This window comes from Methanoculleus receptaculi (assembly GCF_033472595.1).
Taxonomy (GTDB): domain Archaea; phylum Halobacteriota; class Methanomicrobia; order Methanomicrobiales; family Methanoculleaceae; genus Methanoculleus; species Methanoculleus receptaculi.
The window spans coordinates 1796989-1822498 of the sequence record NZ_CP137642.1; the positions used below are offsets into that span (position 1 = coordinate 1796989).

Below are 25510 nucleotides of genomic sequence, written 5' to 3' on the forward strand. Positions count from 1 at the left end.
TTTTTTCCTTTTAGTATGCCCGTCGATCCTCAAGCAAGTTCACCGGTGCTCTCAAATCACTCGCATTGAACGCCTTTCGCCGACCAGCTCCCCACATCCTGCTCTCGCAAAAACCCCAGGGCTACCGGCAGATGGTGGTTCTGTCAGCGGTAATTCACAGACCTCCTGGGAACGCCCCGGCAAGGGTTAATCAAAACCCGGCACAGCCTGGAAGTATCGGTTCAATAGCCCAAAAAAGGACGCTGGAGATAGAAAAAAAGTGTTTTAAAGGAACCCAAACGACTTCAGGGTAACCTCGGGGTTGACAGCCCCAACATGGTAGACAGCACCCTCAGATAGTTCGTTTATGACCACCTCTGCCGGCGAGAAGAGCGAGGTGTCGATCTGGTAGAAGTCGAAGTCTGCCTCCTTAAAGATCTCATAGAACGGTTTTCCGTAACCCCTGGACTTATTGCTCGGGATCTTCTCGAGATAATCCTTGATCTCCGGTGCCTTCATCGTCAGCATGATGCTGCCATAGTAGATCGTTGCGTCGTTGGTGCTGCCCATCGCTTTTGTGCCATCCTTCTTTACAGGTGCGATCGGTGCATGCCCGATACCCGCGGTGATCTTCTTTGCATCGAACCCGAGTTCGTTCAACTTGTAGACCGCCGTCTCGACACACCGGCCCGCAACCTGGATTGAACCGACAAGCGATGCCGTTGGGGCAACGACCGCACAGGTGTTGGCCACATCCACGTTGCACGCATCGGCGATATGCTCCATCACGCCGGCGTTTGGAAGATGGTCGCTCTCAAGACAGATGACCGCATAATCGAACTCATCCTCGTAATCAATGACCTCATAGGTGTGGCGCGGCTTGAGAGAGAGCGCCCTTGCAGGACCGCTACCCATGGCGAAGTACTTGTTGACATTGATCGTCCAGCCAGCCTTCTGTGCCCCAAGGCACGCAATCGCCGGGAAATCGGTGCTGACCTCTATGAATGGGAGAGGAACATCCCTGATCCGGCCCATCGCGATGTCAACCTCACCGAGCCCGCCCATACAGATCTCGATAAACCTTCGCCCTGCCAGGTAGCCACCTGAAGTGCTGACCCCGCAGTCGACTATCCGTGCACCGTTGTCAAGTTCGTGCGGGACGGCACAGAACTCCTCGGCGTATTCGAAAAGTTCCTCAAAAATATCCAGTGCAAGTTCGTTCACGCTGAGCATGTGGAAAACCTCATCAGAGTACAAACGGTGGTGAAACAGATAAGAGTTATTAAATCGACTGCGCCACTCCAAGGTGTTCAAGCACGCGTTCGGGGTCGTATCGGAGGCTGATCAGCCGTGTCCGCCCACGTCCCTGACGATAATAGTGAAGGTTCAGGAGCCGCATGGTATCGAACTTCTGAATCATCTCGTAGAACTTGGTGTAACTGACGCCAGCCCTCTCCTTTACGAAGCGGTAGACGTCTCCAGTTCTCATCTCTGCATCCTCACGGACCGACATCTCCGCGATCCCGGCAAGAACCTTACGCTCCTCGGCTTTGAGCGCCCGAAGCGAGAACGCAAGGTGAAGATACCTGGAAACCTCGTATGCCTTGCAGATATCCTCCTCCTCGATCGACCTGCGCGCATCCCGCTCGGCGTTCAGTGCAGCACGCTTGAGTAGATCGATCCCGACACGAAGGTCGCCGCTCTTGAGGGTCTGCTCGACAACGAGATCCAGCATCTTCTGGCTGAGGACGTTCGGGTAAAATCCCTGAATAACCCGTTCCTTGAGGATATCATGGACTTCCGCCGCTGAGTAGGGAGGGAAGTATATCTCAGTCGGCCGGAAGACCGACGCCACACGTACATCGACCTCATTCTGCAGCGAGACCGACATATCGCTGACTATGGCAATAACACCTATCCGAACATGCGGGTAGGCCTCGTACGAGCGCAGGAGGGTGTATAGGACCTGGTTTATCTCCTTCTCATAGAGAAGGTAGTTCGCGTCATCGAGCGCCACAAGCAGTACAGCGTCCTCCTTCTGCAGGAAATGGGCCAGGGCTTCGAAGACCCGTTTGAAAGAGGTTCCAGAGGATGGTGGCGACCGGCCGGTGACGCGGCGGTAGATCTGTGAGAAGATGGCAAACCTTGTGTTGTCGATCTGGCAATTGATGTATACGGGAACGAGTTTCCTGGTTGCATCCTCGATCTCGGAAAACACCTTCTTGACGCTGGTAGTCTTCCCTGTTCCCGGGATACCCCGGCAGATGGTGTTAAGCGGCCTGCCGCCACGCAGCCCGGGTCTGATCTGGAAGGCAAGTTCCTGGATCTGCGCTTCACGGAAGTTGAACTGCTCGGGAACGTAATCGATCTCGAATACGTCGGGATCGCGAAATAGCGTCTCGTCCCACATGAGCAGATCCTTCTTCATTATACACTCCTCGTCCACTGTAGTATTTATACTCTCCAGGTCGAGGTGCTCCTCCTTTGTGCAGGTATCCTGAGGGGAAGTTCAGGGCCGTTCCATGCATTTCTTGCAGAGCGTCCGGCTCATAAAGAGCTGTGAGAGTTTCGCCTGAGTCTTCGGGACCGCCGCTCCACAGACCTCACAGACATCTTCTTCCTGCGCGGGGGAGGGCTTTGCCGGCACTGTCTCCTGCTCTGGCGGCTCAGGTCTCACCGGGGGAGATGCAGGCTGAGCCTGCGGCTTTTCTTCCTTTCTCCGGGTCAGCAACGGTTCCTGGCATTCCGGTTGGGGGCGTGTGGTGGGTTCTGCCCGGTCGGGGATCGGTTCCTCCCACACCAGCGGCTTTGCCTGAGTCTCTGCAACAGGGAGCGGTTCACGCTCTTCGGGCTCTGGAGATTTGACGGAGACCTCCTCCTTCCGGACTGCCCCTTCTGGTGCTGCCGCCCCTGACGAGAAAACCCGCCGCCGGTACGCATCCACACGCTCTGCGGTCGCGGGATCACCCCGGCCGAGCCTGGCAAGGATCTCGTCCAGAAAGAGGATGAGGTTCTCAACATCCTCCTGCGTCTCTGCATCACCCTCGACCTCGAGCCGTATGTTCTCGTAGTTATCGAGGTTGATGGTGATCCCGATGCTGACTTCCTTCTTGCTGGACATATCTAAATAAATATTGGACTCCAAGATATACAGTTCCACCGGTGGCCCACAGGCGACCGCAGATTGGCATGATGAAACCGCAAAAAAAACATCGCGGGCTGCAGAACCTGTGCGAGCAGTCTTCGGCGGGGCATTAATCGATCCCCCGCGGGCAATCAGCAGGCACATCCTGCAGGCCGCAAAGAAGGATGCGTGGAGGTTCGCCATAACACGCAGAGGGTCTATCCGGGGAGTTTTAATATCCCTGACCTGTAACCCGTACCCGGGTGGGGAGGTGCAGATGATGAGAGTTACCCCCACTGAGTGATGATGATGCAAGGGGCTGATGCACCGCCTGTCCTTCCGGAGCGATCCTCCCTCCCTTTTCCACGTATCACCCTGTTTCCATCTCAACGCCCCAGGAAAGATCCTGCGCATCCCCGCGCTCCAGTCCAGACGCACGGGCATGGCCTGCAGCAGGAGAGAGGGACGCCTCTTAACCTGCCCGCATCTTCGCCCCGCAGTTCCTAGCCCTGGTCAGGGTCACCAAACCGCCGTGGCCGACGAGCACCTCTTCTGCCGCCCGGGCAAGATCAGCCATACCGGAATCGCCTATGGCATAGACCGTCGGCCCGAAAGAACTCAACCCGGCTCCGGCGGCACCCGCCTGAACCATCGCCTCCAGCAGCGCCGGAACAACCGGGTGCTGCAGGCCCACCTCCACCTTCTTGAATCCCAGTTGCTGCGTCCGGTTTACCGCCGAGCCAAAGAGGTCGAGATCATGCTCAACTATCCCCGGGATCATCCGCATGAGCACCTCATGGCAGACCTCTCGAACCTCCTCGAGCGGCACAGGACAATGGGTGCGGAAGATATCGACCTCCGCTGTCCCGTGCACCCCGGCACTGACATCCGGCGTCACCAGCAGGATCCCCCAGTCCTCGGGGAAACGGTGCCGGGCGAGAACCGGAGGCGGTGCGATCCCTCTTGATGCGGCCGACGGCCGGAAACCATCTTTCCCGCCCGGGGAACCGAACCGGTGCCCCCCATCAAGGATGAAACCCCCCTGCTCGAACGCCGCCGTGCCGATCCCCGACGTCCCGCCGCGGCCGACAACCTTTGCAAGGTCAGCGACTGGAACATCCCGCTCGTACAGGCGGCATATGGCGGCGGCCGTGGCAAGCGCGATCTGTGTCCCGCTCCCGAGACCGGCGTGCTGCCTTGCGATGGAGTGGAGGGCTATCTCCGCACCGCCAGGAAGGCCGAACGCTTCCTTCGTTGCCCGGGCCGCATCGGCAACCCTGCGACGCGCTTCATCGTTGCCACCGCGAACCTCTATCCCGGTGGCCTTGCGCGCATCCAGGACACACCCCGGCTCATCGAGCGTGACCCCGACCCCGCCATCAACCCTGCCGGAGGCCCCGTTCATGTCGATCAGGGTGATATGTAGCCGGGATGGTGCATCGACCACAACCCGGATCTCGTCCGTGAAAGCGGTGCAGGGGAAGATCTCCTCGATTACTATCAGCGGCTCCTCCTGGTGGATGATCCGGTATCTCCGCGAGACCATCGGCTCGCAGCGGTTGACCTTGAACGACCGTGCAAGGTCTGCACCGGCCCGGATGACCCGGGCATCGGTGATCTCGCGGCGCGACTCAATCCTGTGGTGACGCAGGATCCTGCCTATGGGGATATCCGCCCGCATCAGGTCATGCCGGAACTCCGGGGCGAGACGCCGAAGCGGGGTGATGGAGACCGCGTATATGAGCACTTCTCCAGTTACGCTGTCTCTCAACTCCACAATGCGGTAGTTGATCTCTTCACCGGGCTCGATATCGAGCTCAGTCGCCGCCCCGGCATCGGCACTGAGAACGTCCTGGACAAGGGTGGTGATGCTGACCGGGTGGCCGGTCGCCATCTCAAGCAGCCCTGTCACCGAACCGTCGGTCCCGATGAGGACTTTCTGCATCGGCGAGAGCCTGCCCACACCCTCCTCGATCTTGCGGATCTTCTCGACGATCCCTTCTGTCGTGAGGGGTTCCATATCAATGTAGGCATTTAATATGTAGAGCACAAAAAGGTGGCGGCTCGTCAACAGACGTGACCGCGGAAGGCCATCGAAGGCCATCAAACCAGTTCCTCCAGGCTCTGCCCTTGATTTGATGAGCCGCGCGCCTGGAACAGCTTACGGGAGGTATCCGCATCGCCGCAGACCGCCTTCCCCCTCTGTCCCGGGGTGGCTGGGGTATTTTTTGTGAGATGCAGTTTCTGGAATCATACACGAGACAGGGGGAGGGTAAAGTACCCCCTCCCGTCAGTTCCACCCCCCGGGGGTGATTCTCCAGCGATACGGTGCCACGGAGGGGATCTCTATGACGTCTCCATGAAATCCCTGGCACAGCCACCGGGAGTATCGCCCCGCACCGTCCGCTCCCCTCGAGGAAGCGGGAGGAGGGGGTGGTCGGCAAAAGACGATCACCGGGCGGATTTGACCGCTCCCGCAGATACCACGAGAAGAGGCGGGGAGATATTATCCCAGACAGTTGAACTCACAGGTTCCCTGCCCATGCAGAAAGAGGTTTACGTCGAGAAGAGCATCGGAAGAAATGCAGCCCCCTCCATGAGCCCGAACGAACCTTTCCGTGCCTCCCGTTCGGAGAAACCCTTGACGCCATCCTTCCCCTTCCCGAGCACAGCAAAAGGTACCGGGTCGGCGGTATGCGTCCTGCAGCGTATCGGGGTGGGGTGATCCGGGAGAACCGCGACCACCGTCTCCGGGCGCTCAAGGATCAGCCCTATCGCCTCGTCGAGCCGCTCGATCGCCCGCACCTTCTCCTCGACGCTGCCCATGTGCCCCGCCTCATCAGGGGCCTCGACATGCATGTAGACAAAATCCAGGCGGTCGAGGGCATCGACCGCGTATCGGGCCTTCGCCTTGTAATCGGTATCGATGAACCCCGTGGCGCCCGGAACGAAGATCACCTCCATCCCGGCAAGGCGAGCGATGCCGCGGAGGAGATCGACTCCCGAGATCACCCCGCCGGCAAGGCCGTACTTCTCGCGGAAAGGCTCAAGCGACGGTCTCTTCCCACCGCTCCATGGCCAGATCCCGGTTGCCGGATTCTTCCCCTCCTGCACGCGGCGGCGGTTGACCGGGTGATCGGCAAATACCTCACATGACCGCTCCATGCACTCAAGGAGTACAGCGGCATCATCGCCACGCGGGAGGTACTCCTGTATGAAGCGGCCGACGATGTCGTGTGGGGGGGTGGTGAGGGACCCGCGCCCCTCCGGGAGGACAAGGAGGTTGCGGTAACTGATACCCGGGTATACCCGGACGCCCCCGAGCACGAGATCCAGATCGCGCAGCAGGGCCGCCCCCTCGGCGCTCGAGATGTGCCCTGCGTTGAAGTCCACCATCAACCCGTCCCTGACCGTGACCAGGTTGCAGCGGTATGCCATCTCCCCTTCCCGGAGATCGATGCCCATGCTGGCCGCCTCAAGCGGTCCCCTACCGGTATAGGAGACGCGCGGGTCGTAGCCCAGGACGGAGAGGTTTGCAATATCGCTCCCGGGTTCAAACCCCTCCGGCACGGTCCGGAGCATCCCGCAACAACCTTCGCGCGCGATCCTGTCCATGTTCGGCGTCTCTGCGTACTCAAGGGGTGTCCTGCCCCCCAGTTCGGCAAGCGGCTCATCGGCCATGCCGTCTCCGAGAATGACGATGTATTTCATGAAAAATCCCTGCACCGTGCCACTTTATCCCAGCATGGCGCGGACGGCGCTGCGCACGCTCTCTTCCGAGGTCGTCCGGCACCGCCAGCCGAGGTTCCTGAGTTTCTCAACCGAGAGCTGCATCCTTGGCACATCGCCGACCCAGCCGCGCGCACCTCCCGTGAACCGATAACGGACACCCGATAGCCCCATCTCTTCCGTGACTATATCGGCGATTGCGACAACGTCGATCCAGTCCTCAGAACCGATGTTGAAGACGTTCACCGGGTCGTGGGAGTTCTCGATCCCGAACTGCACAGCACGGACACACTCCCTGACCTCAAGGTAGGACTTCGTCTGCCGGCCGTCGCCGAGGATCTCGAGTTCGCGCGGGTTCTCGCGAAGTTTCCGGATGAAGTCAGGTATGACGCCATGACCGCTCCGTTCGCCGATGATGTTTGCAAACCGGTAGATCCAGGACGTCATACCAAACGAGTGGCAGTAGGATGATATGAGCGCCTCGCAGGCAAGTTTCGTCGCCCCGTATACGGATATCGGTTCAAGCGGGGAATAGGTCTCGGGTGTCGGGATGACGGTGGCATCGCCGTAGACCGTCGAGGTTGAGGTAAAGACAAGTTCGGGCACTCCATGAGCCCGCATCGCCTCGAGAACCCGGTAGGTGGCGATGATGTTGTTCCTGACCTGCGAGTCGGGGTTTACGGCGCTCTGCCGGACATCGGGGTCAGCCGCGATATGGTAGACCCGGTCTGCCCCACAAAACCGTTCCTGCCACCCATCGTCGAGCAGGTTCTGCCGGATGAGACTGACCCTGTCGCCAGCCTGGTGGTGCGCAAGGTTCTTCTCGCTACCGGCACTGAAATCATCTATGACCAGCACCTCGTCCCCTGCTGCAGCCAGGGCGTCGACGATGTGTGATCCGATGAAACCGGCACCGCCCGTTACGATACAGAACATTGTACAGTAATATCCTTCCGATGCTATAGGATTACTGGATGGCCTCGCGGACATGAGCAACCCGAAAGGATCGCTGTGGTCGGGCGACGATGTCCTAACCGCCGCTGCTTGCGTCACAACGGCACATATTTTTCGTAAGAGGCTCCACGGTATAGAAAACCAGGAGTTGTCCGATTGAGATCGTCATTTTGCCACCGGAGAGAGGATCGATTCCCGCGCGCCCATATCCTTCCCATGCAGGGTTTTGACCTGCTTACGGCTGGAGACTACCGCATCGAGATCTCTCGTGGAGCCAGGTCATGAATCTGCGGCCGGATATCCGGGAGCACGCCGGGATCTACCTGCGCGGTCTCATGATGGGTGCCTGCGACATAATCCCCGGCGTCTCAGGGGGGACGATCGCCCTGATCACCGGGATCTACGAGCGACTGATCGCGGCCATAGGGAGCATCGACCTGAACCTGGCAAAAGACCTGCTGAGGGGCGACACTGTAGCGTTGCGAGCGGATCTCGAGAAGATCGATATACCATTCCTCCTCGTCCTCCTCGCCGGCATAGGCACCGCATTCCTCCTGGTCTCGCGGGTGATCCTCACGCTCCTCGCCGATTATGCAGTCGAGACCTACTCCTTCTTCCTCGGTCTGATAGTTGCCTCCGCGATCGCCATATTCCTCGATATCCACTCCCATAGCCATGCAACCGTCGCCTTCCTCTTCATCGGGGCAGGTGCCGGCTACATCATAGGGGGTCTCGGCCACATGGCTATCGGGCACTCACTGCCGATCCTTTTCTTCACCGGGATGGCGGCGCTCTGCGCGATGATCCTGCCCGGGATATCGGGAGCATACATCACCCTTGTGCTGAACCAGTACGAGTTCATGCTCGCGGCGCTCAGGGCGCTATCGATACCCGAACTCCTTGCATACATGGTAGGGGGTATTGTAGGGCTCATCCTCTTTGCAAAGGCCCTCAAGTATCTCCTCTCGACCTACCACGAGGTGATGCTTGCCTCCCTTACCGGGCTGATGCTCGGTTCGGCCCGTATGCTTGTAGAGAGGGGATCAGAGGCCGGGAACATGCTGCCAGGAGGCCTGATCTTCTTCCTTGCCGGTCTCATCGTTGTCGGCGCGGTGGAGTACGCGAAGAGGCGGTACCAGGCCAACACAGCCTGAGTTCCTCGCCTTTTGCACCGCGCGATCCGGAAACTTACTATCCCATTGTGATACAAAGGTGATACTTAATGTTCATCGGTATCGACCACGGCACCACAGCGATGCGCTTCTCTAACGGCGAGGCGGAGTTCAAGATCTCCCGTGAAGAGGCAAGGTATTTCTCGGCGGGTGACCTTGCCCGGCTCGGCCCACTCGACGAGATCGAGGGAGTTGCCGTCTGCTACTCGATGGGTGACGGGATCACGGCCATCACCGATATCAGGGGGGTCGAGAACCGCGGTGTGGCCTCACAGGAGGGTGCAGGAAAACATATCGGCGGCGGCACCAGGGTCTACGATGCAATCAGGGAGAGCGGCCTTCCCGCCATCGTCATCCCGGGGCTGCACCGCGGTTCGCCGACCGACCCGCGGTTCAAGGCCTACTCGCATCAGGCAAGCCCGGAGAAGATCGGGATCGCCTACCAGGTCGTGCACGACATTGGAGACGACGTCGTGATCTGCGACGCGAGTTCAAACACCGTCAGCCTCCTTGTGACCGGTGGCAGGATCACCGGCGCGTTCGACGCCTGTATCTTCGCCCCAGGGACGGAGCACGGGGCTCTTGACGTGAACGCCATACGCCGGATCGACCGGGGAGAGATAACGGCAAACGACGCCTTCCTCCACGCAGGTGTGAACTACACCATGGACGCCGACCTCAGGGTGGAGACGATGGCGATGTTTGCCGCGATGGAGTGTGCTGCAATGCTCCTCCTCAACCCGAGTGCAAAGGTCGCCATCGCCGGGAGCATGGCCCCCCTCATCGCCACTGAGGTGGAGGCACTCCTCTCCCGGAAGGTCGCGGTTTACGACGAGTGGTGTGCGGCGCGCGGCCTCGTCCGGATCGCCCGCGACGTCTTCTCCGGGGCGACCGGTATCCTCGGGCTTGCGGTGGAACGCTGAGTGGGGCGATCTCGTCCTAACCGATCGGCAGCCTCTGACTTGAGAGGGGCACACCGATCTCCCCCCATATACAGAGGTCATCAAACATCCCGGGTATCTCTCGAAACCACTCGCGTTCCGCTGCCTCCCGGTGCTTTCAGAGGGGGCGGGCAGTGCGTGGCGATTGTCCCGGCGGCCGGGCCACGGACGGAGACCGGATCTTTTGGGGGTCTCACCGCGAACGCTGGAGATGCTCTTCCCTGGCACTGTATCGATGGAGAATCAGAGACTGAAGAGACCGGGCTGACAGCGGAGAGCGCCGTCCGCGGCGATGAACGTCCAACGGAATCCATTCGGAGATGGGTTCATCAAACCAGGGTACAGCCTGGCAGTAATGTTTGAGGAGCCAGGATACGAGACAACTTTTTCCAGGCAGGGAAATCTATTAACTGCGCCATGTTGTATAGAGACTACAAGGTGGGAGACAGCGACCATGCCACAGGAATTTCCCAGTATCACCGATTTCATGCTTCAGATGACATCGAGCCTCGAAGAAGTGGCGCGCAACATAGACCGGGAGAGCGCGAACCGATTTCTGGAGGAGATCCTGAACGCAAAACGGATCTATCTCGCCGGCGCCGGTCGTTCCGGGCTTGTAGCACGTGCATTCGCCCAGAGGCTGATGCATCTGGGGTTTGAGAGTTATGTCATCGGCGAGACAATCACCCCGGCATTTAGATCGGGCGACGTGCTTATCGCGGTCTCGGGTTCGGGTGAGACCCGTTCGGTCGTTGACGCCTGCGAGACCGCCAGGGAACTCGGGGGGACGGTCTCCCTTATCACTTCAACACCCGACTCGAGCATAGGCCGTATCGCCGACTGCATTGTAGAGATCGGGAACAACCGGGTCAAAGACCAGGGGCTTCCAAGCGACTTTGAGATCCGCCAGCTCACCGGTCAGTACCGTTCGGTCTCCGCATCGTTTGCCCCTCTCGGGACACTCTTTGAGACCGCTGCGCTGGTCTTTTCCGACGCCGTTGTCTCAGCCCTGATGGAGATACGCCAGTGCACGCCTGAAGACCTCAAAAGCCGGCTTGCAAACGTCCAGTGAGCGCCCTGCACAATTTCCTTTACCGGCAGGATGCATCCATCTCCCGGAGTGATTGATGCTCCACCAGGTGCGCCCCTCCGGGAGTGCCGGATTTTTATATTATTGATCATTAAGATTTATTGGGGGTTATTGATTGAGAGAGTTACGCATTCACGGCAGGGGCGGCCAGGGTTCCGTGACCGCCGCCGAACTCATCGCCTGCGCTGCATTTGAGGGCGGTGTGTTCTCCCAGGCGTTCCCTGCTTTTGGCGTGGAACGCCGGGGTGCCCCGGTTCAGGCGTTCGTCAGGTTCAGTGATAGAAAGATCCGGCTGCGTAGCCAGGTCTACGAGCCCGACTACATCATTGTGCAGGACCCCACCCTGATCGGGGATGTGGATGTCTTCAGCGGCATAAAACCTGGTGGAATCGCTATCATCAACACCGAGAAGACGGCCAGTGATTTCCGCGTTCCTGAGGGTGTAACCGTCTACACGATAGATGCAACCACCATCGCGCTGGAAGAACTCGGCCTGCCCATCACCAACACAACCCTGATGGGCGCTTTCGCTGCAGCCACCGGCGAGATCGGGCTTGAACCACTCAAAGGCGCGCTGCGGAACCGGTTCGGAGAGAGACTGGCCGAGAAGAACATCCGTGCAGCAGAGCGCGCATATAAACTGGTCGGGGGTGCCGCGTAATGGCGCTCCGTGTTGGTTGCGCCGCGCCGCCAGGCAAAGCGCTTGACAACAAGACGGGCACCTGGCGGGTCTTCAAACCGGTCTTTGACCCTGAGACCTGCAACGGGTGCGGCATATGCGCCCAGTTCTGTCCCGAAGGCTGTATACGCGAGACCGATGAGGGGAAGTTCGAGCCCGACCTCGACTACTGCAAGGGTTGCGGCATATGTGAAGAGGTCTGCCCGAAAAAGTCCATCAGGATGGAGAAGGAGGAGAAATAATGCTGGAGATTATGGAAGGATCGCACGCGGTGGCCGAGATTGTGAAGCGCTGCCGCCCGCAGGTGATCGCAGCCTATCCCATCACACCGCAGACGCATATCGTCGAGGCCCTTGCCCAGATGGTGGCGGATTGCGAACTCGATGCTGACTACATCACCGTCGAGAGCGAGTTCTCGGCCCTCTCAGCCTGTCTCGGTGCGAGTGCAGCGGGTTCAAGGGTATACTCGGCAACGACATCACAGGGGCTTGCCCTGATGTTTGAGGTCTGCTTCAACGTTGCCGGGCTGCGCCAGCCGATCGTGATGACGATCGCGAACCGTTCGCTCGGCGCGCCGCTCTCGATATGGAACGACCAGCAGGACTCGATATCGCTGCGCGACTCCGGATGGCTCCAGGTCTACGCAGAGGACAACCAGGAGGCCGTCGACCTTCACATGATCGCATATCGGGTCTGTGAAGACCACGATGTCCTCCTGCCGGCGTTTGTCTGTTTCGACGGCTACGTCCTCACTCACACCTATGAACCGGTCTCCATCCCGACGCAGGAGGAGGTGGACGCCTACCTGCCCGCGTTTAACCCATACCAGCGGCTCGATGCCAGTAATCCACTGAGTTTCGGGATGTACGCAACTCCAGATTACTACATGGAGTTCCGCTACGAGATCGATCGGGCACAGCATCGTGCAAAGGAGGTCTTCGCGAAAGCCGGTCGTGAGTTTGCCAGGCAGTTTGAGAGAGACTACTCCGCGCCCGTTGAGGGCTACCGGCTGGAGGATGCCGATACCGCGATTGTTGCAATGGGCTCCATCTGCGGCACCGCAAAGGACGCCGTCGACGAGATGCGCGATGCCGGGAAGACTGCAGGACTCTTAAAGATCCGGATGTTCCGACCGTTCCCGGCAGAGGAGATCAGGGATGCGCTCAAGGGGGTCTCTACCGTGGCGGTGCTCGACAGGAACATCTCTCTCGGGAGCGGCGGAGGTGTTGGCACCGAGGTGAAAGCGGCTCTCTCCGGTTCCGGCACTGCCGTATACGACTACATCGTCGCTCTCGGCGGGCGTGATATACGCAAGAAGGATATCGCGGGGATCGTCGATCTCGCAGAGGAAGGAAGAGGAGATATGTTTTATGGACTGCGGACGGAGGTGCTCTGAATGACCGCGGTACCGGAAGGGTGTGACCTATTCACCCCCGGACACCGGGCGTGCGGCGGATGCGGCCCCGCGCTTGCAGCAAGGCTGCTCCTGAGGGCCACCGGGGAGAACGTGATCGTTGTCAACTCGACCGGGTGCATGGAGGTCTTCTCAACACCCTACCCCGAGACCGCCTGGGGGGTTCCATGGATTCACTCGCTCTTCGAGAACGCTGCGGCGGTTGCATCCGGGATTGAGGCGTCGCTGAAGAAGCAGGGACGCAGCGAGAAGGTTGTCTGTATCTGCGGTGATGGTGCCACGTTCGATATAGGTATGCTCTGCATCAGCGGCGCTTTCGAGCGGGGCCACGACATCACCTACGTCTGTTACGACAACGAGGCCTACATGAACACGGGCATCCAGCGTTCCGGTGCAACGCCGTATGCCGCAAGCACCACAACAAGTCCGGCGGGTGCGTGCTCACCGGGCAACGTCCGCCCAAAGAAGGATATGCCCGCGATCCTGGCAGCCCACGGGGCACCCTACGTTGCGACCGCCTCGATCGCATACCCGGCCGACTTCGAAAAGAAGGTCAGGCGTGCGATCAATACACCCGGCCCCTGCTATATCCAGGTGCACACCCCCTGCTGCACCGGATGGGGCTTTGAGTCGAGTGAGACGATCAACATGGCCAAACTCGCCATCGAGACCGGTCTATGGGTGAACTACGAGATGGCCAACGGTACGGTGGAGAAGGCAAAGAAGGTGAAACGTAAACCCGTCGAGGAGTATCTCTCCAGGCAGAAGCGGTTCCAGCACCTCTTCAAACCCACCCGCCGGGACGACCTGATTGCCGAGATCCAGAGGATCGCAGATGCAAACGCTGAGCGGTTCGGGATCGATATCAGGTCGAAAGAACCGAGAGAATAAAGTAGAGCCCAAAGAGCATCATGGCGAGTCCACTCGCCTGCACCACTTTTTTGTAGTGGCGGCCAAGGAAGTTTGCCCCCCGTGAGACCGCAACGGCAAGCAGCCCGAGCCAGACGATATCCGCGCCTATGTGCCCGAGGTAGAACGCGGTAAACGATGGGTGGAGCGCGAGAAACCCGACGCCGAAGGTGAGCCACCAGACCCACCAGTAGGGGTTGCCCAGAGTGCAGGCCAGCCCGAAGGCAACCGGCATCGGGGTCTTCTCGCTCACAACGAGAGTGTCACCAGCACGCAGGAACTGCATGGCGCCCAGCGCAATAAGAACGCATGAACCAAGGAGAGCGACAAGGTCGATGTGCGGAACGTCTCGCACGCCGCAGGCTATGCCAGCGACCATGACCGCTTCAGGAACGCCGTGCCCGGCCACAAGCCCCGTGACGAAACGCAGCGGCTGCCGCGAACCGATACCAAGAACCGAGGCGGTCAGCGGGCCAGGGGATGCAGCCCCCGAGAACCCGATAATGAAGGATGCGGCGAAGACCTCGATCATCTGCCGCCCCTCCTGCGCGAGATGAGGAGGGGGAAGACGAGGACAACCGCGACCGCAAGCCATATGGTGCCGAAGGTGGTGAGCAGGATCTCGCGTTCAGCGGTGTAGAACCTGACCTCCACGACCCTTGCCCCCTCCCACGCAATTTCCGTGGTTTCATTCGGACCCGGCGATACAACCCCGCCGGTGCTGACCATACCTATGAGCGGGTTATCTACCTTAAAAACCGGAGGAAGAACGACCGTCACGTTATACGGCGTATCAAAAGCTGCAACTAACTGATTATTCCTTACCGGAACCCTGTAAGAGATGGTGTAGTTCCCCTCGGGAAAGGTGATTACGCCCCTTCCTTCCTCACGGTACTCAACCGGGCCCATGGGACCGAGCACCTCAAGATCCTCCACCTGGAGCGGGACGCGCTCCCCCAGGAGCCCCGGCGTCCAGAGGGTGTAGGTGTCCCCCGAGACCTCTATTGAGGCTTCATAGGCAGTGCCATCCGGCAGAACCTGGAAGACGGCCTCCTGCGCTGCCGCCGGTGCGCTGATAGCCGGTGCGCTGATAAGGATCAGCGCAAGACAGAGAGCAGCGATGATATGTCCGCGTCGATCTCGACTGGAGGTTCGCATTGTCGTACAACCGTTTCTGGATCTTTCAATAGATGACCGGTCACCACACAGACGATCCTCTCATCCCTATCGATCAGACCCTGCTCGACGAGTCTCCGAACACCCGCAACCGAGGCGGCTGAGGCAGGTTCGACCCCGATCCCTTCTTTCCGCGCCAGGTCCTTCTGCATCGCAAGAATCTCCTCATCGGTAACGGCCGCCGCGGTCCCACCGGTGGCGCGGATGGCAACAAGCGCCTTCTCCGCGTTTACAGGGGCGCCGATCCTGATCGCGGTGGCTACAGTCTCAGGATTGGATTCCGGGATCAGAACATTGAGGTTCTGTTCGATCGCCCTCACCACCGGCTGTGAACCGGCTGCCTGGATACCGGTCATCATGGGCAACCGGTCTATGAACCCAAGAGCCTCGAGCTCTTTGAGCCCTTTGTAGACAGCGGATATGTTACCGGCGTTCCCGACCGGGAGAACCATCCGGTCCGGCACCCCGCCAACCTGGTCGATCACCTCAAACCCGATCGTCTTCTGCCCCTCCAGGCGGTAGGGGTTGACCGAGTTTAAGAGGTAGAGGCCGTGGCTGACGCAGAGTTCATGCACCATCTCGAGCGCCCGATCGAAGTTGCCGCGTATGGAGATGACCCTGGCGCCGTGCATCAGCGCCTGGGTGACCTTGCCAAGGGCTACCTTCCCGGCAGGCAGGAGGACAACACAGGGAACACCGGCCTTTGCAGCATAGGCGGCGAGGCTTGCGGAGGTGTTCCCGGTGCTCGCACAGGCAACGCTCTTCATACCGAGTTCAAGCGCCATACTGACACCAACGGTCATGCCGCGGTCCTTGAACGAACCGGTCGGGTTCATCCCCTCGTGTTTGGCATAGAGTTCGGGAAGACCCAGATCTTTTCCGATTTTCTTCAGATGGTAGAGAGGGGTGCCTCCCTCCTGGAGGGTGACCGGTTCACCGCGGAGAGGAAGAATCTCGCGGTAGCGCCAGACCGATAGGCGGCGGCGGTTCCACTCGCCCCGCGAGACTTCGATATCATCGAGGTCATACTCGACACTCAGCAGGTGCCCACAGCGGCTGCACGTGTAGATGATCTGGTCCTGCGGGTAGGCTGCACCGCAATGAACGCAGACGAGACGGTACATGCAAGATTGTTGTTCGCGAATCTACGTATAGATATGGTTTCACCTCATCCACAGCGTCGTTCGCGCCTTACACCAGAGACGAGCAGGAACAGCAGCCAGAGGATGAAGGCGGCAGCAGGCGCGATGAACCGGAGTTCATCCGCTGTCAGATCGGTCACGAACGGCGCGATTAGCACTCCCGCCGCCGCTATCAGAAGAACAGCGGCAAAGATTGTCGGGCGCACCTCAAAGGACCTCTGCGCCCTGACACGCCCGGAGACCCGCCGGCGGGAGAAGGGGTAGAACCAGGCGACGCCGGAAGGGGTGCAGGCATCCTCCAGCAGGTGAAGGAGAGACCCCCCAAAGAACCCGCAGCCGAATGCTGGAAGGAGCGCGAGGGAGACTCCGAGCCAGGCCAGGATTATGGCCAGGTACGCGGAGAGGATGAGCGTGGTCAGGCCGACACCCGGTAGCGAGTGAAGCAGTCCACGGTGGCGGTGGCGGTAGTTCTTCCGGAGGAGGAGCGTGAAGACCAGCGAGATCGGGTAGTAGATGAGGTACCTGATGGTATAGCCAAAGATCGGAAGCACCACTGCAAGGCCGTTTATTACCTGGCCTCGTTTTCCTTTCGCCCCGCTGACGCGACCGTTGAATATCGCTGCATCGGTGGCATCAGCGTCCGGGGCAACCGATCCAACAAATGTGCCAAATAGGAGGACGACGGCCGTGAAAGGGTCGATAATACTGAGATTTGGAGCGATAAGGAGCGCTGCCGTTGTAAGACTGAGCGATACGTGCTGGTCACCCCGCATGAGATATCTCTACAATCTGGAGAGCAAATGTTGATAAAGGTCACTTCTGCGGTCTGAAAGTGAAGGGAGGCTGGATCGGGCGTCATGGACCGCCGCCGGGTCGATCTCAACGATCAGGATCTCTTCACCGGCGCCGCATCTGCCGATTATGACGCCGTCCGGGTCGGCGGCAAGCGATCCACCGCAGCAGGCGCCGCCCGGCATGCCGGGGGTGTTGACCCCGGCAACGTAGTAACGGTTCTCAAGTGCCCTGGCGGGGAGGAGGGTCTCCCAGTGCGAGAGCCTTGAGCACGGCCATGCCGCGGGCACCAGGACACACTCCGCCCCCGCGAGAGCATAGATCCGAAAGAGTTCCGGGAACCGCAGGTCGTAGCAGACAGCAAGCCCAAAGACCGTACCATCAAGGGTAAACGTGGCGATTCTGTCCCCCGCTTCGTAGGCCCGGTCCTCTCCATCCGGCGAGAAGAGGTGGATCTTCGCGTATGCTGCCAGGAGTTTGGCGTCTGCGCCGGTTACCACAACGGTGTTTTTAGGGCGGCATCCCACACTGGACTCTATGATCGACCCTGCGACCGCGATCCCGCAGCGCTCCGCTATATGGCTAAATGCCGTTGCAAGCGGACCGTCAAGGGGCTCACCCGCCACCGGTGGAACGTCCGGTGACCAACCGGTCACGAACTGCTCGGGAAAGCAGATGAGCGATGCCCCTCTCCCCGCAGCCTCATCCGCCATCCTGGCAACTGCATCGAGCAAACCCACCCGACCGCGCCAGGCATCGGTGGCAACCTGGGCAAGCGCTATCGCTGTCATCATCAAGAGGAACTCGTCTCCAGGCTCCTGGAGGAGTGAATCAGCATGGCAGCGCCGATGACGATGAGGATCGAGAGTGTCACCATGATGTAGGGAGCAAACGGGACTGTTACAGCAAACATCTGCACTGCAATGAGGATCCCGACGAGAATGATGCTGGTGCTGACCATGATCGCGCCAATCTGAGCAAGGGCGGGTGTCATGCGAAGCCTCCCGAGAGGAGGGGGAAGGCAGATTTGATACCGACTATGATGAACTGGACGGCGATCGCGATGAGGAGCATACCCATAAGTCGGTTGACAGCACGATACTCGCGCTGGCCGATGCGTCGGACAATGACATCGGCGTTCTTCATCATGTAGTAGTTGATCCCGATGGCTGCAACAACCGCGATCGGCACAGCGGCAATTGCAGCAGGCCCCATCTCAAGCGCCTCATTCATCAGCACGATGACGGAGGTGATCGCCCCGGGTCCCGCTATCATCGGGATTGCAAGCGGCATGATGGCGATGTCATCTGTATCCTGCCCTTCATACTTCTCGGTTGCGGTCATCTTCGTCCGGGATGTCTTTGCATAGACCATGTCCATACCTATTCCAAATAGGAGGATGCCGCCTGCAATTCGAAAAGCCTCGATGGATATACCGAAGATCTGGAGTATCCAGCCGCCTCCAAAGGTGAATATCAGCAGAATGGCCAGAGCAAACTCGCTTGCTTCGCGCGCGATCTTGAGTTTTGCGGCCTGATCCATACTGCCGGTAAGGGAGACAAAGATCAGGGTGGCTGCAAGCGGGTTCACTACGATGATGATCGAGGAGAGGCTCAGCAGGACGAAACTCAGGAGATCTGGCATCTACAGTCATCAGGTATGCAATAAGACCGATATTAGCACTTGTGGTTTGTAGAGGGGATAGTCGATACGTTTCCCTGAAACCCTGTTATAGTAAAGGATTTTTCCAGGGGTTTTTGCGAGGGAGAGGAGGGAAAGGGGGTGCTCCTCTTCAGTTCCCGGTTTGACCCGCAGAAATTCGGTCCACGTGACCGAAAACGGCTTCCAGGGGGCAATTGCCACAGAATGCCCGCCACCACACAGGCCGCCGGGTTTTCGGCGAAGGACGATCGACGCGAGCGATTCGGGAGCACCGATGAACTGGTTTGACCGCCCCCCGCGCAGACTTGAGGTGCCCACCCACACCTTCCAGACAGTATCGTGATTCCAAAAAAATATGTTCTGCCACCGGAATCCGGCGGCACGGTATTCACTCGTAGATTACCGGTTCATCGATCCGGGAGTAGTCAACCAGTTCCCCCGGCGCGAAGTGGATGCCGAGTTCCCGCACCGCGCTCTCTGGGGAGTCGGATGCATGGATAACGTTCCGGCCGATATCAAGCCCGAAATCGCCGCGAATTGATCCTGGTGCGGCTTCTGCGGGATTGGTAGCGCCAACCATCCGCCGGACAACCGCGACCGCATCCTTTCCTTCCCAGGCCATCAGGAAACAGGGTCCACTCATGATGTAAGCCGCTAGACCGGGGAAGAAGAGTTTCTCCATGTGTTCACGGTACTGCTCGACAACCCGGTCCTCGGGAAGGACCTCAAGTCTCGCCGCTGCGAGTTTGAGCCCCTTCGCCTCGAACCTGGAGACTATCTCCCCGATGAGCCCACGCTGGACACCATCGGGTTTGATCATCACGAAGGTGCGCTCCATGGGAGATCACTCTTTGCCGCGGGCCCTGCGTCCGGCGGCAGTCCACTCGACGCGGCGCGGCACCCGGCCGAGCCTGTAGTTTTTCTGGCACTTGGTGCTACAGAAGTAGTAGATTGTTCCGTCCCTGCGCACAAACATCTTGCCGGTGCCGGGTTCCAGAACCTCACCACAGAAACTGCAGACGTACTTCTCGACCATGGTCACCGCCTCGAGAGTTTCTTCGCCTCACGCTCGGTCTCGAGCAGCGAGAGGATGTCTCCCTCCCTGATCGGGCCTACCGTGTTGCGGGTGATGATCCGGCCTTTGTTCGGGCCGTCAAGAACCCGGCACTTCACCTGCCTGGCTTCGCCGTGCATCCCGGTTAGGCCGATGATCTCGATGACTTCTGCTGGCGTTCCCTCGCCTGTCATGACTTAATCCCTCACGCTCTCAGTGCAGCAATCTGCTTTGCGATCTCATCGACCAGGTCTTTTGCCTTGCCGGATTTGACGATCGCTGCGGCTGCGGAGCCTACCTCCAGACCGCTTGCGGAACCGATCTCGTTCTGCTTCGAGATGTAGACGTACGGAATCCGCTTCTCGTCGCAGAGCGGTGGGAGGTGCATCACAATCTCCTGGGGCTCAACATCAGAACCGATAAGAACCAGCTGTGCAGTGTTCCGTTCGACGGCTTTTGTCGTCTCGTTTGACCCTTTTTTCACCTTTCCGGTATCCCTTGCGATCTCAAGGGCTTCAAGGGCCTTGTTCTGGATCTCTTCCGGAACCTCGAACTTTACATAGGTCGTTGCCATAACTCACCTCTTTCAGGGGCAGCCCTCTGCTGCCCCATCATCATTCATCAGTAGCGTAGCTGATCGAATGCGCTGTATTATGTCAATAGGAGGGGTGATAAAGGTTTGTCACGCAGGGATCCGGTATATCTGGACTCCTTTCTCATCATAGATGAGTTCAAGCGCCCCGATAGGGAGAGAGACGTTGTAGCGTTCGCGCTCTGGATCACCCACGTAGAGGAGTGTGGCGTTGTAGGCACGCGCAAGGTCGATTGCAAGGTCTGGCTGCTCGTAGATCGTCCTCACATCAGCGACCCGCTCGCTTATCGGCCCGTAATCTCCACGCCACATGTACTCGTGAGATGGCATCCCGATGATGGTCGGGATCCCGGTGAATGTTGACATACGGGAGTAGTAGGTGTAGTCGCCGCCCTCTGCCTCGACGAGGATCTGATCGCCAGGAAGATCACAGAGGAAGGCGATCGCCGCCGCATCACCGGGATGTGAGACTGCAAGGTATGCCGCCCCGTCGAGCGTGCGGCTCCCGGAACCGAAGTCAACACCGATCGCGAATGGTGCAACCAGGAAGAGAATGATAGCCAGGGCCGGAATGGCTTTCCCGAGGCGGGGAGGTATACGTCGGTCGATCCCGAACCGCTGGCTCCACTCCCCGATTATGGCAAGGCTCGCTGTCGCCATCATGAACCAGGCGGGAAGGTAGAACTTGAAGACGGTGTTCATACGACAGTAGATCCCCCCCATCATGTCCACCAGGTAGACGAATTCCGTGCCGATGATGATCAGGAGCCCGAGGATGGCAAGCGTATCGATGACCGAGAACCGGCGGCGGGCGATCAGGTAGACCAGCGGTATGGCGGCGATGGCCGCGGCCGGGTATCCGGCAAGCGCAGGCACCACCGCGATAAGCAGCAGGTAGGGGCGCTTTCTGATATCTGGAGCGCAGTAAGCGGTAAGGATCGCCAGGAAGAAGCCGTGAACCAGGAGGAACTCAAGAGGTGCAGAGGGTTCAGGGACGATTCCGACTCCGCCGATACCGGGGGTATTGAGGTGGAGGTAGAAGGGGAGGTATGCAAGGACGGCAAGCGGCGGCACCGCGCCGAAGATCATCCATGACCTGCTCTCATCGCGCCCGAACTTCCCGTAGCGGCGCCAGACCATGAGACCGAAGAGAAGCGTGACGGGTGCGTAGACCAGGACGTCCCAGGAGTTGAAAGCAGGCATTGACCCGAGGGAGAGGGCGGTAAGCCCGCAGAGGACACCCCTTCCCTTCATAGAGAGATCACCCCACCGGAGATAGGCAAAAACCAGTAGAAAGAGAAGGAACCCCTGGTTGAAGAAACTCATAACATGAGGATGAACGTCGCCCCAGAGCATGGAGAAGAGCGGATACTCGTTGATGGTGTTCTCAATCGTCCTGGTGCTGCCCCAGAGAACGTCAAACCAGGAGTCCCCGATCAGGATGTGATAGATTACGGAGGGGTTCGGGATGAAGAGCGCAAGCACCGGGAGCCACCGGTGGCGGTCGAGGATGAGGTGGCCGAGAGCGTAGAACGAGACGACAGTGAGGCCGAGCACCGTCGGGAGGGCAAGGTTGAACGCCACTGATGACGGTGCACCGGACAGAAGCCCGAGAGCCCCGTTCATCCAGTAACCCATGTAGTAGTAGACGTCGAGCACCCCCCCGGCATACCAGGGATCAAGCGGCGGGACGATGGGCTGGCGCATGATCGATGCCAGGATGGCGTGGTCCATAAACTTCTCGCCGGAGGAGATGGCCGGGTTGATCCAGCGCACCTCGAGCATGAAGAGGAAGGGGATCAGGAAGGCGAGATCCCATTTGAACGACGAATACAATCGTTCCTTTGTGTAGAATCTGCCTGAAGCGGCATAGATTATCGCTGCAGCAAACGGGATGAGAGCAAGCAGGATCGGGAGACCAGAAAGAGCGCAATACCAGGAGAGAAGCGTGAAGAGGAGGATCGATGCCGGGTAAGCGGCGGCCGGAGCAAGGCGGCCCAGGGTGCGGTCGAGCGCCGGCCAGATGGATAACTGGAGCACCTTGATGATCGCAAGCCAGATCAGAACGGGGACGAGAAACTCACCCGCCAAACGTATCCTCCATCTCGATCTCTCTTTTGAAAGCCTTCTTCAGGAGTTCGACCGACCAGTCGCCGAAGTAGTATATCGAACCGACACCACCGACGAGCGTGACCAGGTTTTTTATCAGGTGATCTATGACCGCGATCAGAGTCGCCGTGGCCGCCGCCATCCCTGCCAGCCCGAAGGTAAGTGCGACCGCAACCTCATATGTCCCCACGCCGCCCGGCGTGAGAGGCACCGCTTTTACAAGGTTGCCGATTACGATCGCAAGGATGACCACAGAAAACGGCATCGACTCCTGAAACATCAGGACTACCGCGTAGCAGACCAGCACGTCGACGACCCATATAAAAATCGATGAGATACTGAGCGCCGCGAGTGCACGGGAATGAAGGGAGGCCCGTCTCACCTCGTCGAGCATCTGCTGGATGGCGATGAGGATCCGGTTCTCGGAGTTCATCCTGCCCGAACTGAGGATAACAGCGAAGAAGATGCAGCCTGCACCGAGAGGCAGCGCAATGGCGATGATGAACCAGTCGGGGACATCAAGAACTGTGAGAACAAGCAGGAGCGCAACGACGCCGAGCACCGCGACCATCATGACATCGAAGACCCGCTCGACGACAAGGGAGGAGAACCCCTCGGAGTAGGTGGCATCATCCTCGTGTTTGAGGATGAGCAGCCGCACAAGGTCGCCGAGACGCGCCGGGACGATGAGGTTCGCCGTCTGGGATACAAGGATGCAGGCTGTCGAGAACCAGACACCCTTTTCGACACCGAGTCCATGGAGGATGAACCTGTATCGGAAACCACGGAGTATCCAGGCAGCGACGCAGATCGCGACAGCCGCAACCAGGAACGGCAGAATCGCGTGCTCGAGCGTCAGCATGAGGTCGTCCCACACGCGGTATAGCATATACCCGATGATCCCTGCTGCGATCAGGGTGGGTATGACGATAGCGCTAACTTTTTTCCACATGAAGCCGCCACCAGAGATGCACAATTGCCGATCCCATCTTGAATACATCTTTCGCGCGAACGGTTGTCCCATCGCCCTGCCGCCACCGCACAGGGATCTCCCGTATCCGGTAACCCTTCCTCTGAGCCCGCACCAGCACCTCCGTGTCCCAGAACCAGTGGTCTGCCGTGACGGAGGGGAGCAGGGAGGGCAGACGGTCACGCCGGAACGCCTTGAATCCGCACTGGTGATCATGCAGCCTGCTCCGGAGGATCAGGCGCACCAGCATGTTGTAGCCCCTGCTTGCGATCTCACGGCCGCCGCTCCGGATGATGGTGCTCTCGGGAAGGAGACGGGAGCCTGTTGCGATATCGCATCCCTCCCGAATGGAGCCTATCAGTTCAGCGAGGTGCTGCATATCGGTTGCGAGATCTACATCGTAGTAACAGACGATCGATCCCCTCGCCGCGGCAAACGCACGGTTGAGCGCGCGGCCCCGTCCGAGTCTCTCATCGGCATGGAGCAGCCGAACCCGGGGGTCCCGCTCCTCATACTCCCTGACAAAATCCGCGCTCCCATCGGTGCTCCCGTCCTCGGCGACTATCAGTTCGAACCTGCCTGGCGCGATCTCTTCGAGCGTCTCAAGCGACCGCGGTATGGCGATTCGGAGCGCCGCAAGATCGTTGTAGACCGGCAGGACAGCGCTCACCTCGATCTCAGCCATTCGCAAACCTCTCAAGAACCCTTTTTGCCACCTCCTGTCCAGCGATGACCGAACCATTCATGCTCCGTTCGGGGTAGTTCGGCGGGCTGAACATCCCGGCCATGAAGAGACCGTGCTCCTCGTAGTCCGGCAGTCGTTTCCGAAGCCCGGTCGTGTAAACAGGTCCTGCGTATGGGTCCACGGCCAGGCGATGCCAGTGCACCTCCCCTTCGTCGACGGAGAAACGCCTGCAGAAATCGACGAGCATCTTCTTCTCAAACCCTTCCGGGAGCCGGCCCGTGAAGTAAGATGCAAGGTAAACGATCTGCTCGCCGTACCACTCAAGGGGGGCGAAGTTGGTGTGCGAGACAACCGCACCGTATGGGGCCTTATCCTTCATGTTCAGCCAGTATATCCCGTCGGTAACGTCACGGTCGAGCGCCAGGGTCATGCAGGCGGCGCCCTGGTAGGGAACGGGGGCGATATCCAGACCGGTAAGTGTTGCGGTCACCTGGGGAGGGAGGGTCGATACAACGGCGTCGTAAGGTTCACCGTTTACAAGCCAGGCTTCGCCATCCCGCCGGATCTCATCAACAGGCGCACCGGGCATTATCGATGCACCCTGTCGCGACGCCGTCTCCTCAAGCCGCGCAATGAAGTGCTGGAATCCTCCCTTCAGGTAGCCAAGCCGCTCCCCTCCGACACCCCGGTCAGACCTGATGGCGATGCGAGAGATCAGCCAGGCCGCAGATACCTCCCACGCCCGGTCTCCAAACTTGCTCTTCAGGAGCGGTTCAAAGAACGAGGCATAGACCCCCGGCCCGAGGTTGTCAAGGATAAAGTCCCTCGCGGTGACCTCGTCGAGCGCTGCCACGTCAAACCGGCGGGAGCGCAGCGTCAGCAGTCCCAGGCGGACCTTCTCGATGAGCGTGAGGTGGGGGTAGCGCAGGATCTCGGTCGGGGTGGTGAGGGGGTGGACTACCCCGTCGACGAAGTAACCGGTGGTCCCCTTGAGCCATACCAGCCGGTCGATAACCCCGAGATTCTTGAAGAGTGCAAGCAGCGCAGAATCCCCCGCAAAACAGTGGTGATAATACTCCTCGATCCAGTAGTTGCCGATCCGGTAGGATCCAAGGCATCCTCCCGGAACAGGCCTTCTCTCGAAGAGATCTACCTCATGTTCCCCGACGAGTTCAAGTGTCGAGACCAGACCGGATAAACCTCCCCCCACAACGCAGATCTTCATTGATCACCCCTGTATATGAAAGATATAAGAGTAGTTTTTGATAAAACTTCTAACTCTGTATGCATGGTCTTTATACATAAGCATGGATATATTTAATCAGGCAATATGAGGG

General features: G+C 59.3%; 28 protein-coding genes. 7 read left to right on the forward strand and 21 right to left on the reverse strand.

Annotated elements, in window-relative coordinates; all coding sequences use genetic code 11:
• Nucleotides 1–264: 264 nt before the first annotated feature.
• From mch to R6Y96_RS09350, 6 genes are all read right to left on the reverse strand, one after another.
• Nucleotides 265–1212 (reverse strand): methenyltetrahydromethanopterin cyclohydrolase, encoded by a 948-nt coding sequence (gene mch / locus R6Y96_RS09325; RefSeq protein ID WP_318621108.1) that lies wholly within the window; start codon nt 1210–1212, stop codon nt 265–267.
• Nucleotides 1213–1261: 49 nt separating this feature from the next.
• A complete protein-coding gene (locus R6Y96_RS09330; protein WP_318621110.1) occupies nt 1262–2407 on the reverse strand; it encodes an ORC1-type DNA replication protein in 1146 nt (381 codons plus the stop codon).
• 81 nt (nt 2408–2488) lie between these two features.
• Nucleotides 2489–3100 (reverse strand): hypothetical protein, encoded by a 612-nt coding sequence (locus R6Y96_RS09335; RefSeq protein WP_318621112.1) that lies wholly within the window; start codon nt 3098–3100, stop codon nt 2489–2491.
• Between the two features lie 475 nt (nt 3101–3575).
• The gene (locus R6Y96_RS09340) at nt 3576–5207 is read right to left on the reverse strand and encodes a beta-ribofuranosylaminobenzene 5'-phosphate synthase (protein ID WP_318621114.1); all 1632 of its coding nucleotides are present in this window, start codon (nt 5205–5207) and stop codon (nt 3576–3578) included.
• 452 nt (nt 5208–5659) lie between these two features.
• Nucleotides 5660–6814 (reverse strand): cofactor-independent phosphoglycerate mutase, encoded by a 1155-nt coding sequence (locus R6Y96_RS09345; RefSeq protein WP_318621115.1) that lies wholly within the window; start codon nt 6812–6814, stop codon nt 5660–5662.
• A gap of 24 nt (nt 6815–6838) precedes the next feature.
• Nucleotides 6839–7768, reverse strand: a complete 930-nt coding sequence (locus tag R6Y96_RS09350; protein WP_318621116.1) for an NAD-dependent epimerase/dehydratase family protein — start codon at nt 7766–7768, stop codon at nt 6839–6841.
• Nucleotides 7769–8067: 299 nt separating this feature from the next.
• Between R6Y96_RS09350 and R6Y96_RS09355 the strand changes: the two genes are divergently transcribed.
• The 7 genes from R6Y96_RS09355 (at nt 8068) to R6Y96_RS09385 (ending at nt 13973) form a co-directional block, all read left to right on the forward strand.
• The gene (locus tag R6Y96_RS09355; protein WP_318621117.1) at nt 8068–8940 is read left to right on the forward strand and encodes a DUF368 domain-containing protein; all 873 of its coding nucleotides are present in this window, start codon (nt 8068–8070) and stop codon (nt 8938–8940) included.
• Between the two features lie 68 nt (nt 8941–9008).
• A complete protein-coding gene (locus tag R6Y96_RS09360; RefSeq protein WP_318621119.1) occupies nt 9009–9881 on the forward strand; it encodes a methanogenesis marker 12 protein in 873 nt (290 codons plus the stop codon).
• A gap of 472 nt (nt 9882–10353) precedes the next feature.
• Nucleotides 10354–10971 (forward strand): 6-phospho-3-hexuloisomerase, encoded by a 618-nt coding sequence (hxlB, locus tag R6Y96_RS09365; RefSeq protein WP_318621121.1) that lies wholly within the window; start codon nt 10354–10356, stop codon nt 10969–10971.
• 133 nt (nt 10972–11104) lie between these two features.
• Nucleotides 11105–11650 (forward strand): pyruvate ferredoxin oxidoreductase subunit gamma, encoded by a 546-nt coding sequence (locus tag R6Y96_RS09370; protein WP_318621123.1) that lies wholly within the window; start codon nt 11105–11107, stop codon nt 11648–11650.
• Nucleotides 11650–11910, forward strand: coding sequence for a 4Fe-4S binding protein (locus R6Y96_RS09375; protein WP_318621125.1), 261 nt, complete (start codon nt 11650–11652; stop codon nt 11908–11910). The genes R6Y96_RS09370 and R6Y96_RS09375 overlap by 1 nt, the downstream gene beginning before the upstream one ends.
• The gene (locus R6Y96_RS09380; RefSeq protein WP_318621127.1) at nt 11910–13064 is read left to right on the forward strand and encodes a transketolase C-terminal domain-containing protein; all 1155 of its coding nucleotides are present in this window, start codon (nt 11910–11912) and stop codon (nt 13062–13064) included. The genes R6Y96_RS09375 and R6Y96_RS09380 overlap by 1 nt, the downstream gene beginning before the upstream one ends.
• Nucleotides 13065–13973 (forward strand): thiamine pyrophosphate-dependent enzyme, encoded by a 909-nt coding sequence (locus R6Y96_RS09385; RefSeq protein ID WP_318621128.1) that lies wholly within the window; start codon nt 13065–13067, stop codon nt 13971–13973.
• On the opposite strand, the gene R6Y96_RS09390 is transcribed toward R6Y96_RS09385, so the two are convergent.
• The 15 genes from R6Y96_RS09390 to R6Y96_RS09460 form a co-directional block, all read right to left on the reverse strand.
• A complete protein-coding gene (locus R6Y96_RS09390) occupies nt 13948–14523 on the reverse strand; it encodes a LysE family translocator (protein WP_318621129.1) in 576 nt (191 codons plus the stop codon). The two genes, R6Y96_RS09385 and R6Y96_RS09390, sit on opposite strands and share 26 nt — an antisense overlap.
• Nucleotides 14520–15149 (reverse strand): DUF5803 family protein, encoded by a 630-nt coding sequence (locus R6Y96_RS09395; RefSeq protein WP_318621130.1) that lies wholly within the window; start codon nt 15147–15149, stop codon nt 14520–14522. The genes R6Y96_RS09390 and R6Y96_RS09395 overlap by 4 nt, the downstream gene beginning before the upstream one ends.
• The gene (gene thrC / locus R6Y96_RS09400; protein ID WP_318621131.1) at nt 15089–16291 is read right to left on the reverse strand and encodes a threonine synthase; all 1203 of its coding nucleotides are present in this window, start codon (nt 16289–16291) and stop codon (nt 15089–15091) included. The genes R6Y96_RS09395 and thrC overlap by 61 nt, the downstream gene beginning before the upstream one ends.
• 44 nt (nt 16292–16335) lie before the next feature.
• Nucleotides 16336–17082, reverse strand: a complete 747-nt coding sequence (locus R6Y96_RS09405) for a metal-dependent hydrolase (RefSeq protein ID WP_318621132.1) — start codon at nt 17080–17082, stop codon at nt 16336–16338.
• Nucleotides 17083–17091: 9 nt separating this feature from the next.
• Nucleotides 17092–17895, reverse strand: a complete 804-nt coding sequence (locus tag R6Y96_RS09410) for a nitrilase-related carbon-nitrogen hydrolase (RefSeq protein ID WP_318621134.1) — start codon at nt 17893–17895, stop codon at nt 17092–17094.
• Complete coding sequence (locus R6Y96_RS09415; protein WP_318621136.1) at nt 17895–18095, reverse strand: hypothetical protein; 201 nt, start codon at nt 18093–18095, stop codon at nt 17895–17897. The genes R6Y96_RS09410 and R6Y96_RS09415 overlap by 1 nt, the downstream gene beginning before the upstream one ends.
• Nucleotides 18092–18745, reverse strand: a complete 654-nt coding sequence (locus tag R6Y96_RS09420) for a MarC family protein (RefSeq protein ID WP_318621137.1) — start codon at nt 18743–18745, stop codon at nt 18092–18094. Before R6Y96_RS09420 ends, R6Y96_RS09415 begins: the two co-directional genes overlap by 4 nt.
• Before the next feature lie 406 nt (nt 18746–19151).
• On the reverse strand, nt 19152–19601 hold the full coding sequence (gene ndk, locus R6Y96_RS09425; RefSeq protein WP_318621138.1) for a nucleoside-diphosphate kinase: 450 nt from the start codon (nt 19599–19601) through the stop codon (nt 19152–19154).
• Between the two features lie 6 nt (nt 19602–19607).
• The gene (locus tag R6Y96_RS09430) at nt 19608–19799 is read right to left on the reverse strand and encodes a 50S ribosomal protein L24e (protein ID WP_318622517.1); all 192 of its coding nucleotides are present in this window, start codon (nt 19797–19799) and stop codon (nt 19608–19610) included.
• 2 nt (nt 19800–19801) lie between these two features.
• A complete protein-coding gene (locus tag R6Y96_RS09435; RefSeq protein ID WP_318621140.1) occupies nt 19802–20011 on the reverse strand; it encodes a 30S ribosomal protein S28e in 210 nt (69 codons plus the stop codon).
• A gap of 11 nt (nt 20012–20022) precedes the next feature.
• The gene (rpl7ae, locus tag R6Y96_RS09440; protein WP_318621142.1) at nt 20023–20391 is read right to left on the reverse strand and encodes a 50S ribosomal protein L7Ae; all 369 of its coding nucleotides are present in this window, start codon (nt 20389–20391) and stop codon (nt 20023–20025) included.
• A 108-nt stretch (nt 20392–20499) separates the two neighbouring features.
• A complete protein-coding gene (locus R6Y96_RS09445) occupies nt 20500–22500 on the reverse strand; it encodes a DUF2298 domain-containing protein (RefSeq protein WP_318621143.1) in 2001 nt (666 codons plus the stop codon).
• On the reverse strand, nt 22490–23470 hold the full coding sequence (locus R6Y96_RS09450) for a lysylphosphatidylglycerol synthase transmembrane domain-containing protein (protein ID WP_318621144.1): 981 nt from the start codon (nt 23468–23470) through the stop codon (nt 22490–22492). The genes R6Y96_RS09445 and R6Y96_RS09450 overlap by 11 nt, the downstream gene beginning before the upstream one ends.
• Nucleotides 23454–24173, reverse strand: a complete 720-nt coding sequence (locus tag R6Y96_RS09455) for a dolichyl-phosphate beta-glucosyltransferase (RefSeq protein WP_318621145.1) — start codon at nt 24171–24173, stop codon at nt 23454–23456. Before R6Y96_RS09455 ends, R6Y96_RS09450 begins: the two co-directional genes overlap by 17 nt.
• The gene (locus R6Y96_RS09460; protein WP_318621147.1) at nt 24166–25398 is read right to left on the reverse strand and encodes an NAD(P)/FAD-dependent oxidoreductase; all 1233 of its coding nucleotides are present in this window, start codon (nt 25396–25398) and stop codon (nt 24166–24168) included. Before R6Y96_RS09460 ends, R6Y96_RS09455 begins: the two co-directional genes overlap by 8 nt.
• Nucleotides 25399–25510: the final 112 nt, after the last annotated feature.

Coding starts and splice junctions, on each gene's coding strand:
- R6Y96_RS09435 (WP_318621140.1), bottom strand. CDS start 20,011: ATGACAGGCGAGGGAACGCCAGCAGAAGTCATCGAGATCATCGGCCTA.
- R6Y96_RS09380 (WP_318621127.1), top strand. CDS start 11,910: ATGCTGGAGATTATGGAAGGATCGCACGCGGTGGCCGAGATTGTGAAG.
- R6Y96_RS09420 (WP_318621137.1), bottom strand. CDS start 18,745: ATGCCAGATCTCCTGAGTTTCGTCCTGCTGAGCCTCTCCTCGATCATC.
- R6Y96_RS09385 (WP_318621128.1), top strand. CDS start 13,065: ATGACCGCGGTACCGGAAGGGTGTGACCTATTCACCCCCGGACACCGG.
- R6Y96_RS09355 (WP_318621117.1), top strand. CDS start 8,068: ATGAATCTGCGGCCGGATATCCGGGAGCACGCCGGGATCTACCTGCGC.
- mch (WP_318621108.1), bottom strand. CDS start 1,212: ATGCTCAGCGTGAACGAACTTGCACTGGATATTTTTGAGGAACTTTTC.
- R6Y96_RS09460 (WP_318621147.1), bottom strand. CDS start 25,398: ATGAAGATCTGCGTTGTGGGGGGAGGTTTATCCGGTCTGGTCTCGACA.
- R6Y96_RS09455 (WP_318621145.1), bottom strand. CDS start 24,173: ATGGCTGAGATCGAGGTGAGCGCTGTCCTGCCGGTCTACAACGATCTT.
- R6Y96_RS09340 (WP_318621114.1), bottom strand. CDS start 5,207: ATGGCCTTCGATGGCCTTCCGCGGTCACGTCTGTTGACGAGCCGCCAC.
- R6Y96_RS09430 (WP_318622517.1), bottom strand. CDS start 19,799: ATGGTCGAGAAGTACGTCTGCAGTTTCTGTGGTGAGGTTCTGGAACCC.
- R6Y96_RS09330 (WP_318621110.1), bottom strand. CDS start 2,407: ATGAAGAAGGATCTGCTCATGTGGGACGAGACGCTATTTCGCGATCCC.
- rpl7ae (WP_318621142.1), bottom strand. CDS start 20,391: ATGGCAACGACCTATGTAAAGTTCGAGGTTCCGGAAGAGATCCAGAAC.
- R6Y96_RS09375 (WP_318621125.1), top strand. CDS start 11,650: ATGGCGCTCCGTGTTGGTTGCGCCGCGCCGCCAGGCAAAGCGCTTGAC.
- R6Y96_RS09350 (WP_318621116.1), bottom strand. CDS start 7,768: ATGTTCTGTATCGTAACGGGCGGTGCCGGTTTCATCGGATCACACATC.
- R6Y96_RS09345 (WP_318621115.1), bottom strand. CDS start 6,814: ATGAAATACATCGTCATTCTCGGAGACGGCATGGCCGATGAGCCGCTT.
- thrC (WP_318621131.1), bottom strand. CDS start 16,291: ATGTACCGTCTCGTCTGCGTTCATTGCGGTGCAGCCTACCCGCAGGAC.
- R6Y96_RS09390 (WP_318621129.1), bottom strand. CDS start 14,523: ATGATCGAGGTCTTCGCCGCATCCTTCATTATCGGGTTCTCGGGGGCT.
- ndk (WP_318621138.1), bottom strand. CDS start 19,601: ATGGAGCGCACCTTCGTGATGATCAAACCCGATGGTGTCCAGCGTGGG.
- R6Y96_RS09415 (WP_318621136.1), bottom strand. CDS start 18,095: ATGACACCCGCCCTTGCTCAGATTGGCGCGATCATGGTCAGCACCAGC.
- R6Y96_RS09405 (WP_318621132.1), bottom strand. CDS start 17,082: ATGCGGGGTGACCAGCACGTATCGCTCAGTCTTACAACGGCAGCGCTC.
- R6Y96_RS09335 (WP_318621112.1), bottom strand. CDS start 3,100: ATGTCCAGCAAGAAGGAAGTCAGCATCGGGATCACCATCAACCTCGAT.
- R6Y96_RS09410 (WP_318621134.1), bottom strand. CDS start 17,895: ATGATGACAGCGATAGCGCTTGCCCAGGTTGCCACCGATGCCTGGCGC.
- R6Y96_RS09450 (WP_318621144.1), bottom strand. CDS start 23,470: ATGTGGAAAAAAGTTAGCGCTATCGTCATACCCACCCTGATCGCAGCA.
- hxlB (WP_318621121.1), top strand. CDS start 10,354: ATGCCACAGGAATTTCCCAGTATCACCGATTTCATGCTTCAGATGACA.
- R6Y96_RS09360 (WP_318621119.1), top strand. CDS start 9,009: ATGTTCATCGGTATCGACCACGGCACCACAGCGATGCGCTTCTCTAAC.
- R6Y96_RS09395 (WP_318621130.1), bottom strand. CDS start 15,149: ATGCGAACCTCCAGTCGAGATCGACGCGGACATATCATCGCTGCTCTC.